The following is a 15,462-nucleotide window of genomic DNA, read 5'->3' as shown; positions in this document are numbered from 1 at the left end:
CCATGGTCAATCGCGTCGTACCTCTCGTCCTGCTCGCCCTGCTCGCTGCCGTGCATGCACAGCTGTGGCTGGGCCATGGCAGCGTGGCCTATGTCAAGGAACTGCAGCAGCAGATCCATGACCAGAACGTGGCCAACGCGCTGGAAAAGGCCGAGAACGACCGCCTGGCCTCCGAGGTCAACGACCTCAAGGACGGCCTGGCCATGGTCGAGGAAAAGGCCCGCAGCGAGCTGGGCATGGTCAAGCCCAACGAGATCTTCGTGCAGATCGTGAGGCGCTGAAGGTTGGGATTTTCTGCATCAAGGCCGGCTACATGCCGGCCTTGTGCTTTTGCAACAAGGCGCCTGCGCCCCTCACCCGGGCCTGCGCGCAAGCCGAGACAGGTACTTGGACACAGACCGCTTGCCCCCGCCCCCGGTGATTCTTCTGGGATCTCCGCCCGCGCTCGCGCTTTCCATGGCCCATGCACTGCGCCAGGCCTGGCGGCACCACGGAACACCTCCTGCCGACTGGCAATGCCTGGCGGCCGAGCCGGGGCAGCCTCTGCCGGAACATGGGGCCGTCTACCTGCTGGGACTGGATTGGAGAGCCCCCGTACCTGAGCACGAAGGAGTCAGCGATGGTCCTGCCGCACAGCTCCAGCATTGGCGCGACCAGCTGCAAAGCCAGTCACGCGACTATGTGGTGCTCTACGGCAATACCGCCCGGCAATGGCAGCAGCTGGCAGATTCGCTCAGGCTCAGGGCCCCGCAACTGGACTGGTCCTGGCTGCCCGCAAGCCCCGTGCAACGCAGCGCCCGCCTTCGCCCCTACGGCTGCGAACAATGCAGCGACCCCGACTGCGAGCGGCGCTTGTTCGATGCGCTGCGCAGCGGGCGGGACTGACTCCGAGCGTATTTACTGGACGTTCGTCGAGGTCGGCGGCTGCTTGCCGGCCTCGGTGAACAGCTGGGCTGCATCGATGGGATCGAACTCGTACTGCTTGCCGCAGAAGTCGCAGCCCACCTCGATATTGCCGCGCTCCTCCAGGATGCTGTCCACCTCTTCAATGCCGAGCGAAACCAGCATGGCGCCCACACGCTCACGGCTGCAGGTGCAGGCAAAGCGCGGGCGCTCTTCGTCCTGCTGGGGGACGAAGCGCATCAGCTTTTCTTCCCAGAACAGGCGCCGCAGGATGGTTTCCACGTCGAGCGTGAGCAGTTCGTCGCGCGTCAGGCTGGCGGCCAGCATGGCGATGCGGTTGTAGTCCTCGTTCAGGCCGATGGCATCCTGGCCCGACTGCTCGCTTTCGGTGGCGGAGGCAAGGTTGGCTTCCCCCTTGACCGGCATGCGCTGGATCAGCAGGCCGGCGGCCAGCTGGTCATTGGCGGCCAGCACCAGCACGGTGTCCAGCTGCTCGGACTGCAGCATGTAGTGCTGCAGTGCGTCCGACAGCCTGGAGAACCTGCGGCCTTGCGCGTCCTGCAGCGGCACCACGCCCTGGTAGGGCTGCTGGCCCGGCTGGCGACCCTTGGGATCCAGCGTGATGGCGCAGCGGCCACCACCGTTCACATTGAGCAATTGCTCCAGCGTGGCGCCTTCGGGAGCCTCCCCGATCAGGGTGGCGGTGGCGCGCAGTCCGAAGTCGGACTGCACCTCGGCCACGGCCAGCTTGACCGGGCCATCGCCCATGACCTGGAAGACCAGGGCGCCGTTGAACTTGATGTTGGACTGCATGAGCACGCCCGCAGCCGCCATTTCTCCCAGCAGTTCGCGCACGGCGGCGGGGTAGGCGCCGGTCTCGCCGTTGTCCGCGCGGCGTTGCAGGATTTCCTGCCAGGCGTCGGTGAGGCGGACGATGGAGCCGCGCACGGGCAGGCCTTCGAAGATGAATTTATGCAGTTCAGACACGCTGATGGATTCCGTAAAAAAGTGCCGGGCCTCGCTCAGCCCAGCTTGCGCAGCCCGGTCTTGAACCGGCGCGCATTATCGACATAGTGTTGGGCGCTGCGGCGCAAGCCTTCGATCTGCTCGGGCGTCAATTGGCGCACGGCCTTGGCCGGGCTGCCGATGATCATCGAGCCATCGGGAAACTCCTTGCCCTCGGTGATGAGGGCACCTGCGCCGACCAGGCAGTTCCTGCCGATCTTCGCGCCGTTGAGCACCACGGCACCGATGCCGATCAGCGATTCGTCGCCGATGGTGCAGCCATGCAGCATGACCTGGTGGCCCACGGTCACATGGCGCCCCACGACCAGCGGCTTGCCCAGGTCGGCATGCAGCACGCTGGCGTCCTGGATGTTGCTTCCCTCGCCGATGGAAATGCTCTCGCAGTCGCCGCGCAGCACGGCGCCGAACCAGATGCTGGCGTCTTCGGCCAGCTGCACATTGCCCATGACCTCGGCGCTGTCGGCCACCCAGGCCGATGCTGCCACTTCAGGGGCCACTCCATCCAGTTCATAAATCGCCATGGGTCTTTGTCTCCGTCAATTATTGGTGATGGCAGGAAACCTAGAATTGTAGGGATGGAGTTACGTCACCGCGCCCTTGAGGTTTTGTGCCTCCCGGATCCCGAAGAAAAGGCCGCCGCCGCGTTGGACATGTATGCACGGCAGGCGCTTTATTCAATAGCAGCGCAGGCACCGGCCCTGCCCGATCCCGCACCGGACCTGCCCGGCCGCCCGCTGCGGCCCGAGCTGCGCCACCACACCGCCGTTGCAAGGCGCTCGCCGGCCACGCCCGAGGGACGGGCCGTGCTGATCCACGCCATTGCCCACATCGAGTTCAACGCCATCAACCTGGCGCTGGATGCCGTCTGGCGCTTTGACGGCATGCCGCAGCAGTACTACCTGGACTGGCTGCAGGTGGCTGCCGAGGAGGCCAAGCACTTTCGCCTGCTGCGCGAGCATCTGCGCGCGCACCTGGGCCACGACTACGGCGACTTCCCGGCCCACCAGGGTCTGTGGACCATGTGCGAGAAGACTGCGCATGACGTGGTGGCCCGCATGGCCCTGGTGCCACGCACGCTGGAGGCACGGGGCCTGGACGCCACGCCCCAGATCCAGAACAAGCTGCGCAACACGCGCGCGCCCGATGCGCTGGCGGCCGTGGACATCCTCGACATCATCCTGCGCGAGGAAGTGGGCCACGTGGCCATAGGCAACCACTGGTACCGCTGGCTGTGCGAGCGGGAAGGCCTGGAGCCCGAGGCGCACTACCAGCACCTGACGCAACGCTACGAGGCACCGCGCCTGCGCCCGCCCTTCAACGAGCGCGCGCGCCGCGCGGCCGGCTTCACCGATACCGAACTGGCCTGGTTGCAGCAGGTCTGAAGAAAGACTGCCACAGCCGCGCGGACAGGCACCGCCCGTACGCATGGCCACACAATGGTTTACAAACTAGGATGGGTCCGACCCCGCAATCGGACTTGTCCCAGCAGACACTGCCTGTCGGCATATTTATTCAGAACATTCCTACAATCAGATCTGCTGCTTCCCGTGCCTCCTTGACCGAACACTCCATGACCGAATTGCCTGTCCATCTCTTCAACGATGCCCCTGCGGCCAGCCCCGCGTCCACAGACCGGGGAATGATTGCGCGCCAGGCCATCGTCAACGGGGTGCAGCAGATCATCGGCTACGAGCTTTTCAACCGTTCGCGCGCCTACCCGGACCATACGGCGGCCTCGGACGTGTCCCTGGTGTTCACGGCCCTGTCGCATGCCGGCGAGGAGGATCTGGTCGGCACCAAGCTGATGTTCGTCAACTGCACGCATGAAAGCCTGGCCGGCGGGCATCTGGAGCTGCTCAATCCCGACAAGGTGGTGCTGGAGATCCCGCCGCTGGGCCTGGCCGCACAGCAAGAGGTGCAGGCCCGCCTGCCCATCCTCAGCAATCTGCGCGCGCGCGGCTTCAACCTGGCCTTCAATCACACGGTGCTGGAGTCCGCCTATGCGGCCTGGCTGCCCCTGGCCGACTACATCAAGTTCGACCTGTCCGTGCTGGCACCCGATCAACTGGCCGTGCTGGTCAACTTCGCCGGCCGCCACACGCGCGCCGAGCTGATCGCCGAGAAGGTGGAAAGCGCCCAGCAGCATGAGCAGGTCGGCCGCCTGGGCATTGAGCTGTTCCAGGGCTTCTGGTTCGCGCGGCCCACGGTGGTGCGCACCAAGCTGCTGTCACCCTCGCAGCAAAGCATCGTCCAGCTGCTGAATCTGGTGCGCCAGCAGGCCAGCACCGATGCCATCGAGGATGTACTCAAGAAGGATGCAGGCCTGGCCTTCAACCTGATGCGCCTGATCAATTCCGTGGGTTTCGGCGTGCAGCGCGAGATCACCTCCTTTCGCCAGGCCGTGATGCTCATGGGCCTCAAGAAGCTGTTCCGCTGGGCAGCCATGCTGCTGACCGCATCGCGCAACGGCGGGCCGCCGCCGGCCATCGGCCAGACCGCCGTGATCCGCGGGCGGCTGATGGAGCTGCTGGCCCAGGAATCGCTGAGCGAGGAAGACGCCGACCAGGCCTTCGTCGTCGGCATTTTTTCGCTGCTGGGCAGCATGCTGGACCTGCCCCAGGACGTGGCCATGAGCCTGATCCCCGTGCCCGATGCCGTCTCCGCCGCCGTGCTGCGCCATGAAGGCGTGCTGGGCGAGCTGCTGATCCTGGCCCAGGCCTGCGAAGCCAGCGACGACGCAGCCTTCAACCGCAGCGCAGGCGCACTGCGCCTGAGCAGCCAGCAGATCAACTGGGCCCATCTGCAGGCCCTGGCCTGGACCGATCAACTGGCAGACAGCTCTCTATAGCCATAAGCTATAGGATGCAACTGAACGCCGCCGCTCCTTCATCTTTTTCAGCTTCCAAATGACTACCAACGACAACTCCTCCGCTCCGCCGCCCCCCCTGCCAGCCGGGGTGGAGGACGGACAGGTGGCCGTCATTGCGCGCCAGGCCATCGTCAACGAGGCGCGCGATGTCTTCGGCTATGAGCTCTTCGACCGCTCCACAGCCCAGCATGCGCACACGGCGGCCTCCGATGCCGCCCTGCTGTTCAACGCGCTGTCGTATGCGGGAGCCGAAGCGCTGGTGGGCAAGAAGACGGTCTTCATCAACTGCACGCATGACAGCCTGGCCGGCGGCCACCTGGAGCTGATCCACCCCGACAAGGTGGTGCTGGAGGTGCCCACGCTGGGCGAGAACGCCACGGCAGCCGATATCGAGGAACGCCTGCCCACCTTCCAGGCCCTGCGCCAGCGCGGCTTCCGCCTGGCCTTCAACCAGCACCTGCTGCGCCGCGCCTATGCCAGCTGGCTGCCTGCGGCCGCCTTCATCAAGCTGGACATGCAGACCTTTGCGCTGGCCGATGCCGAGACCCTGGTGAAGTTCGCGCGCTCCCACACCAACGCCCAGATCGTGGCCGAAAAGGTCGAGACCTCCGAGCAGTTCGAGCGCATGCGCGACCTGGGCGTGCGGCTGTTCCAGGGCTTCTGGTTCGCCCAGCCGCAACTCGTGCAGGCGCGCACCATCCGCCCCACGCAGGCCACCATCATCCAGCTGATCAATCTGGTGCGCCAGCAGGCCGGCACGGACGAGATCGAAGCCCTGCTCAAGAAGGACCCCACGCTGTCCTTCAACCTGCTGCGCTTCATCAACTCCTCGGGATTCGGCCTGTCCTGCGAGATCACCTCGTTCCGCCACGCGGTGATGATCCTGGGCCTCAAGAAGCTGTTCCGCTGGGCAGCGCTGCTGCTGACCACCTCGCGCGCGGGCGGCACGCCACCGGCCGTGGGCCAGACCGCCGTGGTCCGCGGCCGCCTGATGGAGTTGCTGACGGCCGAGCTGCTCTCGCCCGAGGAGTGCGACAACGCCTTCGTGGTCGGCGTGTTCTCGCTGCTGGACGTGATGCTGGGCCAGCCCATGGAAAAGGCGCTGGAATCCATCGCCCTGCCCCAGCCCGTGATCGATGCGCTGGTGCACAACAAGGGCGTGTTCGCGCCCTTCCTGGAGCTGACGCGCGCCTGCGAAAGCGGTGACGACGAAGGCTTTGCGCGCGCCGCCAACTCCTTGCAGCTGTCCAACCACCAGGTCAACTGGGCGCATCTGCAGGCCCTGGCCTGGGCCGACAACCTCACGGCGGACGAGCCCACGGCCTGAACTGCCTGGACGGGCCTGGACGGCCTGGGCGCGCACCGCACGCAAGGCGCCAGAACAAAGGGCTTGCAGCCGTCACGGCTGCAAGCCCTTTTTGCGTGGGCGCCCGGCGCCACGGTGGTCAGTTCAGCTGGATGCCCGCGGCGCGGATGATGCGCGCGTTGGACTGAGACTCGGCCTCGATCTGGCGTGCGAAGTCCTCGGCCTTGCCGCCCGTGGCCACGTTGTCGGTGGCCTCCAGCTTGGCACGCATGTCGGGCTGGGCCAGCACCTGGTTGATCTCGGTATTGAGCCTTTGCAGCACGGGCGCGGGCGTGCCTGCGGGCGCGAAGATGCCGAACACCGAAGTCATGTTGGCGTTCTTGTAGCCCAGCTCGGCCAGCGTGGGCACGCCGGGCAGCGACTCCAGGCGCTGGGGGGCGCCCACGGCCAGGGCCTTGAACTTGCCCGCCTTGATGTGCTGCAGCACGGCCGGGCCGGCATTGGTGGACAGCACCTCGAACTGCGCGCTCAGGCCATCATTGAGCTGCTGGCCGCCACCCTTGTAGGGAATGTGCGTGATCCTGGCCTGCGAGGCATACATGATCTGCTCGAGCATGATGTGGCCCAGCGAGGCCAGGCCGGCCGTGGCCCAGCGGACTTCACCGGGCTGGGCCTTGGCCTGCGCCACCAGTGCCTTGAAATCGGTCGCCGTGGAGCGGGCCGTGCCCAGCAGCAGCACGGGCGAATACATCACGCTGGTCACGGGCACGAGATCGCGCTGCGGATCGAACAGCGGCTTGCCCAGGTGCGGGCTCAGCGTCAGCGGGCTGATGGAGGAAAAGCCCAGCGTGTAGCCATCGGGTGCGGCCTTGGCCACCAGGTCCAGGCCGATGGCGCCACCCGCGCCGGCCTTGTTGTCCACCACCACGGGCTGGCCCAGGCGGGCGGCCAGCTTCTCGCCCAGGGCGCGCGCCACCACATCGCTGACGCCGCCGGCCGGGTAGGAAACCACCACGCGGATGGGCCGGCTGGGCCAGGCCGCATCGGCAGCCGAAACAGACATCGGCAGGGCCGCGGCAGCCACCGCCGCCGCCAGCATGGAAGTCACCAGCACATGCCGGCGCAGGAAATCAGTCATCGAGAACTCCGCAGAAAACACATCGAACACGGCGGTGATTGTTGTGCAAAGCACATATCCCCGGGACAGGCTTTGCCACTTCGACGGTTTCAACAGCAGAGACACCCAAACCGGCGAACCATCCACACACAATCAACCACGCGGATGGTGCAAAGCGTGCAATGCCTTGAGCCGCTCGCGCGCCACATGGGTGTAGATGGTGGTGGTGGAGATGTCGGCATGGCCCAGCAGCATCTGCACCACGCGCAGGTCTGCGCCATGGTTGAGCAGATGGGTGGCGAAGGCATGGCGCAGCGTATGCGGCGACAGCGGTGCCGTGACGCCGGCAACCTGCGCGCAGCGCTTGACGATGACCCAGAACATCACGCGGCTCATGGCCGCTCCGCGCTGGGTCACGAAGACCGCGTCGCTGCGCTGTCCGCCCAGGATGGCGCCACGCGCCGTGGCCAGGTAGCGCTCCAGCCACCAATGCGCCTCCTGGCCGAAGGGCACCAGTCTTTCCTTTTGCCCCTTGCCGGTCACGCGCAACACGCCCGAGCGCAGATCGATGCCATGCACGGGCAGATCCACCAGCTCGCTCACGCGCAGGCCGCTGGCATACATCAGCTCCAGCATGGCGCGGTCGCGCAGGCCCAGCGGCGTATCGACATCGGGTGCCCTGAGCAGCGCCTCCACCTGGGCCTGCGTCAGCGTATGCGGCACGCGCGGGGGCTGCCGGGCCGCAAGCATGCGCACCGTGGGATCGGCGGCAATGCGCTGCTCGCGCAGCGCCCAGTGGTAGTAGCGGCGCAGCACCGTCAGCCGCCGGTTGGAAGAACTGGCCTTGGTCTGCTCCACGCGCACCGCGAAATAGCCCTGCAGCTCCAGCTCGCCCGCCGCATCCAGCGCCAGCGGCGGCCGCTGGTGCGCCAGCCACCGCCCCCAGGCCGTCAGGTCCCGGCGATAGGCCGCCAGCGTATTGCGCGACAGCCCGTCTTCCAGCAGCAGCGCATCCATGAACAGGTCCAGCGCATCCAGGCTGGCAGGCAGCGGCGCCGGCCAGGATGCCGGATCGGCAGCAGATTCGGCTTCGGCAGCCGATGGGGAGGCGATGGAAGCAACAGGCACTTGGGACATCCCGTCAAGCCTACAACGAAAAAACCCGAGGTCCGCAAGGAGCCTCGGGTTCTGAGCCAACCGCTCAAGGCGGTGCTTACTCCAGCGTGAGTTTCTGCTGAGCAACCACCTTCTTGTACGTCTCGTACTCGTCCTTGATCTGCTTGGCGAACTCTTCAGGCGAATTGCCGATGACCAGGGAGCCCGTGTCCTCGATGCGCTTGCGCACGGCGGGGTCCTGCAGCACCTTGCGCACGGCGGCGTTGATCTTGTCCACCACGTCCTTGGGCATGTTCTTGGGGCCCAGGATGCCGTAGTAGGCCATGCGGTTCACCGGCTCCAGGCCCACTTCCTTGAAGGTGGGCACATTGGGCAGCACGGCCAGGCGCTGGGGCGCGGCCACCACGATGGGCACCAGGCGGTTGTCCTTGATGAACGGCAGGGCCGAGGGCAGGTTGTCCAGCACCATGGGCACCTGGCCCGCCACCACGTCGTTGAGCGCCGGGCCCGCACCGCGGTAGGGGATGTGGGTGACGAAGGTGTTGGTCAGGCTCTTGTACAGCTCCATCAGCATGTGCTGGATGCCGCCCGTGCCCGAGGAGGCATAGGAGTACTTGCCCTGGGACTTCTTGAGTTCGGCCTCGAAGCTCTTGTAGTCCTTGGCGGGGAACTTGGGGTTCACCGCGATCACGTTGGGCGTGGCCGCCACGTTGATGATGGGCGTGAAGTCCGTCAGCGTGTTGTACGAGATCTTGGGGTTGATCGCGGGGTTGGTCGCCGTGGTCGAGACCGTGGCGATGCCCAGGCTGTAGCCATCGGGCTGCGAGCGCGCGGTTTCCATGGCGCCGATCACGCCGCCGCCACCGCCGCGGTTGTCCACCACCACGGGCTGGCCCAGTTCCTTGGTCAGGGGTTCGGCGATCACGCGGGCGATGATGTCGGTCGTGCCACCGGGGGCGAAGGGCACCACCAGCTTGATCGGCTTGGTGGGATAGGCCTGGGCCAGGGCTCCGGTGCTTGCGAGGACCAGGGTCAGGCCCATCCAGCTGCGACGATTCATACAAGATCTCCTTTTGGGGGTCGTGTTGACGAAGAAGGTTTCATGGACATCCGCAAGGCCGTGCCTGCGGATGGATGGTCTGCGAAATGAAGGCTCGCAAACGCTGCCACGGAACAGCCATGGTGGGGCCTGGAGCCCGCTGCGCGCTTGACGGTCGTCAGGACCTGCGCTTTCGGATCGGCTGTGTGGACCCCAGCGATGCTAAGGCCCGGGGCCCGGTTGTCACAGTTTGTCGCAGCACTGATTTCCCGGTGTTTACCCGTAGGCCATCCCGCCCCTGCCGCCACCCCGGCCGTGCGACTGCGGGGTTGCGCTTATGCTCTGCCCCCGTGAACTACGCCGTGCTGCTCTTCCCCGATTTTTCGCTCATCGTGCTCGGCTACGTGCTGTGCCGCTTCACACAGCTCAACCGCACGGTCTGGCAGGCAGTGGAGGCGCTGGTGTACTACCTGCTGTTCCCGGTGCTGCTGTTCCACTCCATCGTCAAGAGCCCGGTGGACTGGGGTGCCACCTCCCACTTGCTGGCCGCTGGCGTGTGTGCGGCCCTGGTCGGCATCGGCCTGGCCTACAGCCTGCCCTGGTGGCCCGGCCTGCGCGGCCGCATCGATGTGCGCGAGCATGCGGGCGCCGTGCAGGTGGCGTTTCGCTTCAACTCCTTCATCGGCCTGGCGCTGGCCAGCCGGCTGGCGGGGCCTGAGGGCCTGCTGTTCATCTCGGTGCTGATCGGCGTGAGCGTGCCGCTGTGCAATATCGCGGCCGTCTGGCCCATGGCGCGCGGCAGCAACCAGCATTTCCTGGGCCAGCTGGTGCGCAATCCGCTGATCGTGGGCACGCTGTCGGGCCTGGTGTTCAGCGCGCTGGGGCTGAAACTGCCGGCGCTGATCGAGCCGTCGATCTCCCGCATAGGCGCAGCCTCCATCGCGCTGGGCCTGATGTCGGCCGGCGCCGGCATGCAGTTCGGCGCGCTGGCCGCCGGCAAGCTGCTGGCCGTGTGCCTGCTGGCCGTGCGGCATCTGGTGCAGCCGCTGATCGCCTATGCCATGGTGCGGGCGTTTGGCCTGAGCGGTGCGCAGGCCCTGATCCTCATGGCCTTCTCGGCCCTGCCCACGGCATCGTCATGCTATGTGCTGGCCGCACGCATGGGCTACAACGGCTCGTATGTGGCGGGGCTGGTCACGCTGTCCACGCTGCTGGGCGTGCTCAGCCTGCCGTTTGCGCTGAGCCTGCTGCAGTTCTGATGCCGCTGTGCCACGGCTCCCCTACAGCACGGCACGCATGTCGTCCGTGAACGCGGCCGTGATGTCGTCCTGGCGTGCGCGCTTCCTGGCCACCAGGGTGATGTCCACGTCGTAGCTGAAGAGGGATTCGTCCAGCGCATGCAGCAGGCCGGCAGCCACATAGGGCGCCGCATAGTGCTCGGGCAGATAGCCCAGGTGGGCGCCTGACAGGATGAGGATGGCGGCCGCCTCCATGTTGTCCGCCTCTGAGGTGACATGGCGCGGGCGCCCCGTCAGCGGTGCCTGCGGCAGTGGATAGGTGCGCCAGGTCCAGTCGGCCTCGCCCGCCTCCTGCGCGCCGATGCGGCCCGCGCGTGCGGCAAAGGGATGGCTGACGCTGCAATAGGCCACCTGCCTTTCGCTGAACAGCAGCGTGTATTCCAGCGCCGGGGCGCGGTGCAGGAAATAGCCCACGGCGACCTGCAGCTCGTCGCGCAGCAGCATCTCCTCCAGCTCGCGCGGCCCGCGCACCAGCACCGACAGGCGCACGGCCTCGTCGCGCTGGCGAAAACGCTGTATGGCCCGCCCCATCAGCGCGTTGTATTCCATGGGTGCATTGCCGATCAGGCCGATGGCCAGGCTGCCGACCAGCTGCCGGTGCATGTTGCGTGCCTGCGCACTGAAGCCTTCCAGTCCCTGCAGGGCCGTGCGAGCCATATCGACGAAGCGCCGGCCCTTGGCCGTCAGGCGAAAGCCGCCACGCCCACGCTCGCACAGGCTGAATCCCAGGCGCGTCTCCAACGTGGACAGCTGGCTGCTGAGCGTGGACTGGCCTACGCCAAGGCTGGCCTGCGCCGCCGACACGCCGCCCGCATCGACGATGGCCAGAAACACGCGCAGCAGCCGCAGATCCAGGTCTGAAACGGTATGGAGCATGGGGTTTTCACTCGGGAAAGATCGATTCTTATCGATGTTTGTAAATGGAACTTGAAATGGATGCAATCCGGGCTGCTGTCTAGCATCCACGGCTGTTGCAGCACATCTGGATTGAACAAAGAGGGACTGCAATACAGAACAAGAGGGGCGGGCCAGGGAATTCACTTCCACGGATACCGCTGTTTCAAGAGGCCCCTGCCAACAGGGCCGCAACAAAAGGGAGACAAACCATGTTGCTCGATATCTCGGTCGTGGTGATCTACGCGGTAGCCATGCTGCTGCTGGGCTGGTACGGCATGCGCCGCGCGAAGACGCAGGAGGACTTTCTCGTGGCCGGCCGCAACCTCGGGCCGGGCCTGTACATGGGCACCATGGCCGCCACGGTGATAGGCGGCGCCAGCACCGTGGGCACGGTGCGGTTGGGCTATGTGTACGGCATCTCCGGATTCTGGCTGTGCGCGGCGCTGGGCGCGGGCCTGCTGGTACTCAACCTGTTCCTGGCCAAGCCCCTGCTCAGGCTGCGCATCTGCACCGTGACCCAGGTGCTGGAGCGGCGCTACAGCGCCCGCACCAAGCAGGCCAGCGCCCTGGTGATGCTGGCCTACTCGCTGATGCTGGCGGCCACGTCGGTGATCGCCATCGGCACCGTGATGCAGGTGCTGTTCGACCTGCCGCTGTGGATCTCCATCCTGGTGGGCGGGGGCGTCGTGGTCATCTACTCGGCCGTGGGCGGCATGTGGTCGCTGACGCTGACGGACATCGTGCAGTTCGTGATCAAGACCGCGGGCCTGATGCTGATCCTGCTGCCCATCTGCCTGTACCGCGTCGGCGGCTGGGACCAGTTGGTGGCGCGACTGCCGGCGTCCAGCTTCGATGTCACCCACATCGGCTGGGACACCATCGCCACCTACTTCGTGATCTATTTCTTCGGAATCATGATCGGCCAGGACGTGTGGCAGCGCGTATTCACGGCCCGCAGCGAACGGGTGGCCGCCGTGGCGGGCAGCATTGCCGGCCTGTACTGCGTGGTCTACGGGCTGGTCGGCGCCCTGGTGGGCATGGCAGCGCGCGTGCTGCTTCCGGACCTGGACAACGCCAACAATGCCTTTGCCGCCATCGTGCAGGCCAGCCTGCCGGACGGCATCCGCGGCCTGGTCATCGCTGCCGCACTGGCGGCCATGATGTCCACGGCCAGCGCCGCCATGCTGGCCGGCTCCACCGTGCTGGCCGAGGACCTCGTGCCCCTGCTGCGGGGCGGCCGGCCGCTGGTCGATGTGCGCTGGCACCGGCTGCTGACGCTGCTGGTGGGGTTGGCCGTGCTCGGCATCGCCCTGGTGGTGGACGATGTGCTCAATGCCCTGACCACGGCCTACAACCTGCTCGTGGGCGGCATGCTGGTGCCGCTGATCGGCGCCATCTACTGGCGCCGGGCCACCACGGCGGGCGCCATCGCCAGCATGCTGCTGGGCTGCGCCACGGCCGTCGCCTTCATGGTCAGGGACGGCCTGGCCGCCAACACGCCCATCTATGCCAGCCTGGCCGTGAGCACGGCCAGCTTCATCCTCATCAGCCTGGCGCAGCGCACGCAGCAGCGCTCCCTGTCGGGCATCCAATCCTGAACCAAGGGACACACCCATGACCCTCTTTACTGCAGACAGGCTGGCCGCGCTGCGTGCGCGCTTCGGCGGGGACAACGAGTCCGTGATCCACGACCCGCATTTCCGCGCCGTGGCGGCCCACATCATCGACGCCAGCGGCACGCGCAGCGCGCCCTATGCGGGCATGCCCACGCTGCTGGACGCGCCCATGCGTCCCATGGACTGGAGCCATCCGGACTTCGGCGACCTCCAGGCCGCGCTGATCGGCGTGCCCATGGACCTGGGCATCAGCAACCGCAGCGGCTGCCGCTTCGGCCCCCGGGCCCTGCGTTCCATCGAACGCGTGGGCCCCTACAACCATGTGCTTCGATCCGCTCCCACGCGCGAGCTGCGCGTGGCGGACATCGGCGACGTGCCGCTGTCCAGCCGCTACAGCCTGGAGCAGTCGCACCGCGACATAGAGTCGACCTTCGCGAAGATCCATGCGGCCGGCGTGATTCCGCTGGCCGCTGGTGGAGACCATTCCATCACCCTGCCCGTATTGCGCGCACTGGGCCGCGAGCGGCCACTGGCCCTGGTGCATTTCGACGCCCACTGCGACACCGGGGGCCCCTTCGACGGCAGCCGCTTCCACCACGGCGGCCCGTTTCGTCAGGCCGTGCTGGACGGCGTGCTCGACCCCACGCGGACCATTCAGATCGGCATACGCGGCGCAGCCGAATATCTCTGGGAGTTTTCCTATGAGTCGGGCATGACCGTGATCCACGCCGAGGAGCTTCCCGCGCTGGGCGTGGACGGCATCATTGCCCGCGCACGCGAGGTGGTGGGCGATGCGCCCGTCTACGTCTCCTTCGACATCGACTGCCTGGACCCGGCCTTTGCGCCCGGCACGGGCACGCCCGAGGTCGGCGGACTCACCGTGCGCGAGGCACAGGCCATGGTGCGCGGCCTGGCCGGCATCCACATCGTGGGCGGCGATGTGGTCGAGGTGTCGCCGGCCTACGACGCCACCACCAACACCGCCCATGCGGGCGCGCAGATGATGTTCGAAATCCTCGGCCTGATCTGCGCACGCCACGCCGGGCGCGGCCCCGCCAAGCCTGCCTAGGCACCCTCCCCGCCCTCCGCATCCCGCAGCAGCCCCAGCGGCGTGCTGCCGTAGCGTGCCCTGAACCGGCGGGAAAAATGCGCGGGCGAGTTGAAACCGCAGTGCTGCGAGATCTCCGCGATGCCCAGCGTTCCCGGCTGCGTCCCACGCAGCAGCGCATGGGCACGCTCCAGCCGATAGGCCATGAGTTCGGCGCTGAGGCTGGTGCCTTCGCGCGACAGCTGGGCTTGCAGCGAGCGCACGGACAGCCCCAGGCTGGACGCCACGCGCTCGGGCCCCAACGCCGGGTCCGGGTACTGGCGGGCGATGAGCTGGCGCACCCTGCGCAACAGCACGTGCATGGGCGCACCGGGTCGGGCCATCGCCATGTCGGCGCCGGCCTGCAGCACGGTCTTCAAGGTGTTGATGACCAAGTCGGACAGCCTGGCGGATTCGGCATCGGGCAAGGGGTTCTGCCACGCAGCCAGCAATTGCATCTGCTGGACCAGCAGCTGAAGCGATGCACAGTCGGGCAGTCTGCGTGCCAGCAGTTGCGGGGCCAGGCCGCCACGCGAATCGATCAGTGCCAGCGGCACGGCCAGCACCACCAGGTCCACGGCCTCTTTCTGCCAGATGCGGTAGCCGCGCCGCTCGTCCAGCAGGAACAGCTGGCCGGGTTGCGCCTGCAGCCCGCTGCCAGCAGCCGCCATGCCCGGCTCCTCAGGCGAGGCTGATGCATCCGGTACATCCGTCAAATCCGGCAAATCCGGTGCGAATACCTGGGCACCACCTTTGGCGTAGAGCATGCACAGCAGGCAGGGCGGGCCTGCGCGCTGGCCATGGGCATGCAGGCGCTCCATGCCATGTTCGGCCGCCATCTGGATGCGGTTGAGCACCACCGCACCCACGCCGCGCGACGTCAGCACGGCCTCGAAGCGCTCGGGCTGCGCGACCAAAGGCGTGTGCGGCATCTGCGCCTCGCGGCTGGCATCGCTCCAGAACTGCGCTCGCGAAAGCGGCGCGATATGCACCGTGGACCAGCGGTTGTATGTCATACATTCCTCGCCCTGCGCTCGGCGCGCAGCCTCTTTTTTGTGATGGGTTGCGCGGAGAGCCGACCGCACCCGGGTGCTGGGGCCAAGGAAGATGCGGCAGGTCCACGCGGCAGCATGAACCCAGGATTTTCGGGATTGCGGCCCGATCAGGCCATTGGATGATTCTGAAAAT

At 66.7% G+C, this 15,462-nt stretch carries 15 protein-coding genes; 8 read left to right on the top strand and 7 right to left on the bottom strand.

The window, feature by feature from the left end:
• Positions 1–2: 2 nt before the first annotated feature.
• Complete coding sequence (gene ftsB, locus ACFPFG_RS26620; protein WP_012206908.1) at positions 3–281, top strand: cell division protein FtsB; 279 nt, start codon at positions 3–5, stop codon at positions 279–281.
• A gap of 175 nt (positions 282–456) precedes the next feature.
• Positions 457–885 (top strand): hypothetical protein, encoded by a 429-nt coding sequence (locus ACFPFG_RS26615; RefSeq protein WP_380108920.1) that lies wholly within the window; start codon positions 457–459, stop codon positions 883–885.
• A 12-nt stretch (positions 886–897) separates the two neighbouring features.
• Here ACFPFG_RS26615 and hslO read toward each other — a convergent pair whose 3' ends face one another.
• On the bottom strand, positions 898–1,890 hold the full coding sequence (hslO, locus tag ACFPFG_RS26610; RefSeq protein WP_183020913.1) for an Hsp33 family molecular chaperone HslO: 993 nt from the start codon (positions 1,888–1,890) through the stop codon (positions 898–900).
• 35 nt (positions 1,891–1,925) lie between these two features.
• Positions 1,926–2,450, bottom strand: a complete 525-nt coding sequence (locus ACFPFG_RS26605) for a gamma carbonic anhydrase family protein (RefSeq protein WP_012206911.1) — start codon at positions 2,448–2,450, stop codon at positions 1,926–1,928.
• 54 nt (positions 2,451–2,504) lie between these two features.
• Here ACFPFG_RS26605 and ACFPFG_RS26600 point away from each other — a divergent pair, with 54 nt between their 5' ends.
• The 3 genes from ACFPFG_RS26600 (at position 2,505) to ACFPFG_RS26590 (ending at position 6,125) form a co-directional block, all read left to right on the top strand.
• On the top strand, positions 2,505–3,311 hold the full coding sequence (locus ACFPFG_RS26600; RefSeq protein WP_013801101.1) for a ferritin-like domain-containing protein: 807 nt from the start codon (positions 2,505–2,507) through the stop codon (positions 3,309–3,311).
• Between the two features lie 188 nt (positions 3,312–3,499).
• A complete protein-coding gene (locus ACFPFG_RS26595) occupies positions 3,500–4,777 on the top strand; it encodes an EAL and HDOD domain-containing protein (RefSeq protein WP_183020914.1) in 1,278 nt (425 codons plus the stop codon).
• A 58-nt stretch (positions 4,778–4,835) separates the two neighbouring features.
• Entirely contained in the window at positions 4,836–6,125 is a 1,290-nt protein-coding gene (locus ACFPFG_RS26590; RefSeq protein WP_183020915.1) for an EAL and HDOD domain-containing protein, read from the top strand.
• Positions 6,126–6,243: 118 nt separating this feature from the next.
• On the opposite strand, the gene ACFPFG_RS26585 is transcribed toward ACFPFG_RS26590, so the two are convergent.
• From ACFPFG_RS26585 to ACFPFG_RS26575, 3 genes are all read right to left on the bottom strand, one after another.
• Positions 6,244–7,242 carry a Bug family tripartite tricarboxylate transporter substrate binding protein gene (locus ACFPFG_RS26585; RefSeq protein ID WP_380108916.1) on the bottom strand — a complete coding sequence of 333 codons (999 nt, stop codon included), beginning with the start codon at positions 7,240–7,242 and terminating at the stop codon, positions 6,244–6,246.
• 132 nt (positions 7,243–7,374) lie between these two features.
• Positions 7,375–8,358, bottom strand: a complete 984-nt coding sequence (gene xerD, locus ACFPFG_RS26580; RefSeq protein WP_183020917.1) for a site-specific tyrosine recombinase XerD — start codon at positions 8,356–8,358, stop codon at positions 7,375–7,377.
• Between the two features lie 76 nt (positions 8,359–8,434).
• Positions 8,435–9,397, bottom strand: coding sequence for a tripartite tricarboxylate transporter substrate binding protein BugE (locus ACFPFG_RS26575; protein WP_012206917.1), 963 nt, complete (start codon positions 9,395–9,397; stop codon positions 8,435–8,437).
• A 329-nt stretch (positions 9,398–9,726) separates the two neighbouring features.
• Here ACFPFG_RS26575 and ACFPFG_RS26570 point away from each other — a divergent pair, with 329 nt between their 5' ends.
• Complete coding sequence (locus ACFPFG_RS26570; protein WP_183020918.1) at positions 9,727–10,635, top strand: AEC family transporter; 909 nt, start codon at positions 9,727–9,729, stop codon at positions 10,633–10,635.
• Positions 10,636–10,656: 21 nt separating this feature from the next.
• Here ACFPFG_RS26570 and ACFPFG_RS26565 read toward each other — a convergent pair whose 3' ends face one another.
• Complete coding sequence (locus ACFPFG_RS26565; protein ID WP_380108914.1) at positions 10,657–11,550, bottom strand: LysR family transcriptional regulator; 894 nt, start codon at positions 11,548–11,550, stop codon at positions 10,657–10,659.
• Between the two features lie 230 nt (positions 11,551–11,780).
• Between ACFPFG_RS26565 and ACFPFG_RS26560 the strand changes: the two genes are divergently transcribed.
• Positions 11,781–13,169 carry a sodium:solute symporter family protein gene (locus ACFPFG_RS26560; RefSeq protein ID WP_380108912.1) on the top strand — a complete coding sequence of 463 codons (1,389 nt, stop codon included), beginning with the start codon at positions 11,781–11,783 and terminating at the stop codon, positions 13,167–13,169.
• A 16-nt stretch (positions 13,170–13,185) separates the two neighbouring features.
• Positions 13,186–14,256 carry an agmatinase gene (gene speB, locus ACFPFG_RS26555; protein WP_380108910.1) on the top strand — a complete coding sequence of 357 codons (1,071 nt, stop codon included), beginning with the start codon at positions 13,186–13,188 and terminating at the stop codon, positions 14,254–14,256.
• Here the strand turns inward: speB and ACFPFG_RS26550 are convergent.
• Complete coding sequence (locus tag ACFPFG_RS26550; protein WP_380108908.1) at positions 14,253–15,290, bottom strand: helix-turn-helix transcriptional regulator; 1,038 nt, start codon at positions 15,288–15,290, stop codon at positions 14,253–14,255. The genes speB and ACFPFG_RS26550 overlap by 4 nt on opposite strands.
• Positions 15,291–15,462: the final 172 nt, after the last annotated feature.

Source organism: Delftia deserti (assembly GCF_042653485.1).
Lineage (GTDB): Bacteria > Pseudomonadota > Gammaproteobacteria > Burkholderiales > Burkholderiaceae_C > Comamonas > Comamonas acidovorans.
Note: the sequence above shows the minus strand (reverse complement) of the source record. Positions and strands in the feature narration are given on the sequence as shown.

What these genes read in the sequence shown, in the direction of transcription:
- ftsB (WP_012206908.1), top strand. Translation starts at nt 3, where the DNA reads ATGGTCAATCGCGTCGTACCTCTCGTCCTGCTCGCCCTGCTCGCTGCC.
- ACFPFG_RS26615 (WP_380108920.1), top strand. Translation starts at nt 457, where the DNA reads ATGGCCCATGCACTGCGCCAGGCCTGGCGGCACCACGGAACACCTCCT.
- ACFPFG_RS26605 (WP_012206911.1), bottom strand. Translation starts at nt 2,450, where the DNA reads ATGGCGATTTATGAACTGGATGGAGTGGCCCCTGAAGTGGCAGCATCG.
- ACFPFG_RS26600 (WP_013801101.1), top strand. Translation starts at nt 2,505, where the DNA reads ATGGAGTTACGTCACCGCGCCCTTGAGGTTTTGTGCCTCCCGGATCCC.
- ACFPFG_RS26595 (WP_183020914.1), top strand. Translation starts at nt 3,500, where the DNA reads ATGACCGAATTGCCTGTCCATCTCTTCAACGATGCCCCTGCGGCCAGC.
- ACFPFG_RS26590 (WP_183020915.1), top strand. Translation starts at nt 4,836, where the DNA reads ATGACTACCAACGACAACTCCTCCGCTCCGCCGCCCCCCCTGCCAGCC.
- ACFPFG_RS26585 (WP_380108916.1), bottom strand. Translation starts at nt 7,242, where the DNA reads ATGACTGATTTCCTGCGCCGGCATGTGCTGGTGACTTCCATGCTGGCG.
- xerD (WP_183020917.1), bottom strand. Translation starts at nt 8,358, where the DNA reads ATGTCCCAAGTGCCTGTTGCTTCCATCGCCTCCCCATCGGCTGCCGAA.
- ACFPFG_RS26575 (WP_012206917.1), bottom strand. Translation starts at nt 9,397, where the DNA reads ATGAATCGTCGCAGCTGGATGGGCCTGACCCTGGTCCTCGCAAGCACC.
- ACFPFG_RS26565 (WP_380108914.1), bottom strand. Translation starts at nt 11,550, where the DNA reads ATGCTCCATACCGTTTCAGACCTGGATCTGCGGCTGCTGCGCGTGTTT.
- ACFPFG_RS26560 (WP_380108912.1), top strand. Translation starts at nt 11,781, where the DNA reads ATGTTGCTCGATATCTCGGTCGTGGTGATCTACGCGGTAGCCATGCTG.
- speB (WP_380108910.1), top strand. Translation starts at nt 13,186, where the DNA reads ATGACCCTCTTTACTGCAGACAGGCTGGCCGCGCTGCGTGCGCGCTTC.
- ACFPFG_RS26550 (WP_380108908.1), bottom strand. Translation starts at nt 15,290, where the DNA reads ATGACATACAACCGCTGGTCCACGGTGCATATCGCGCCGCTTTCGCGA.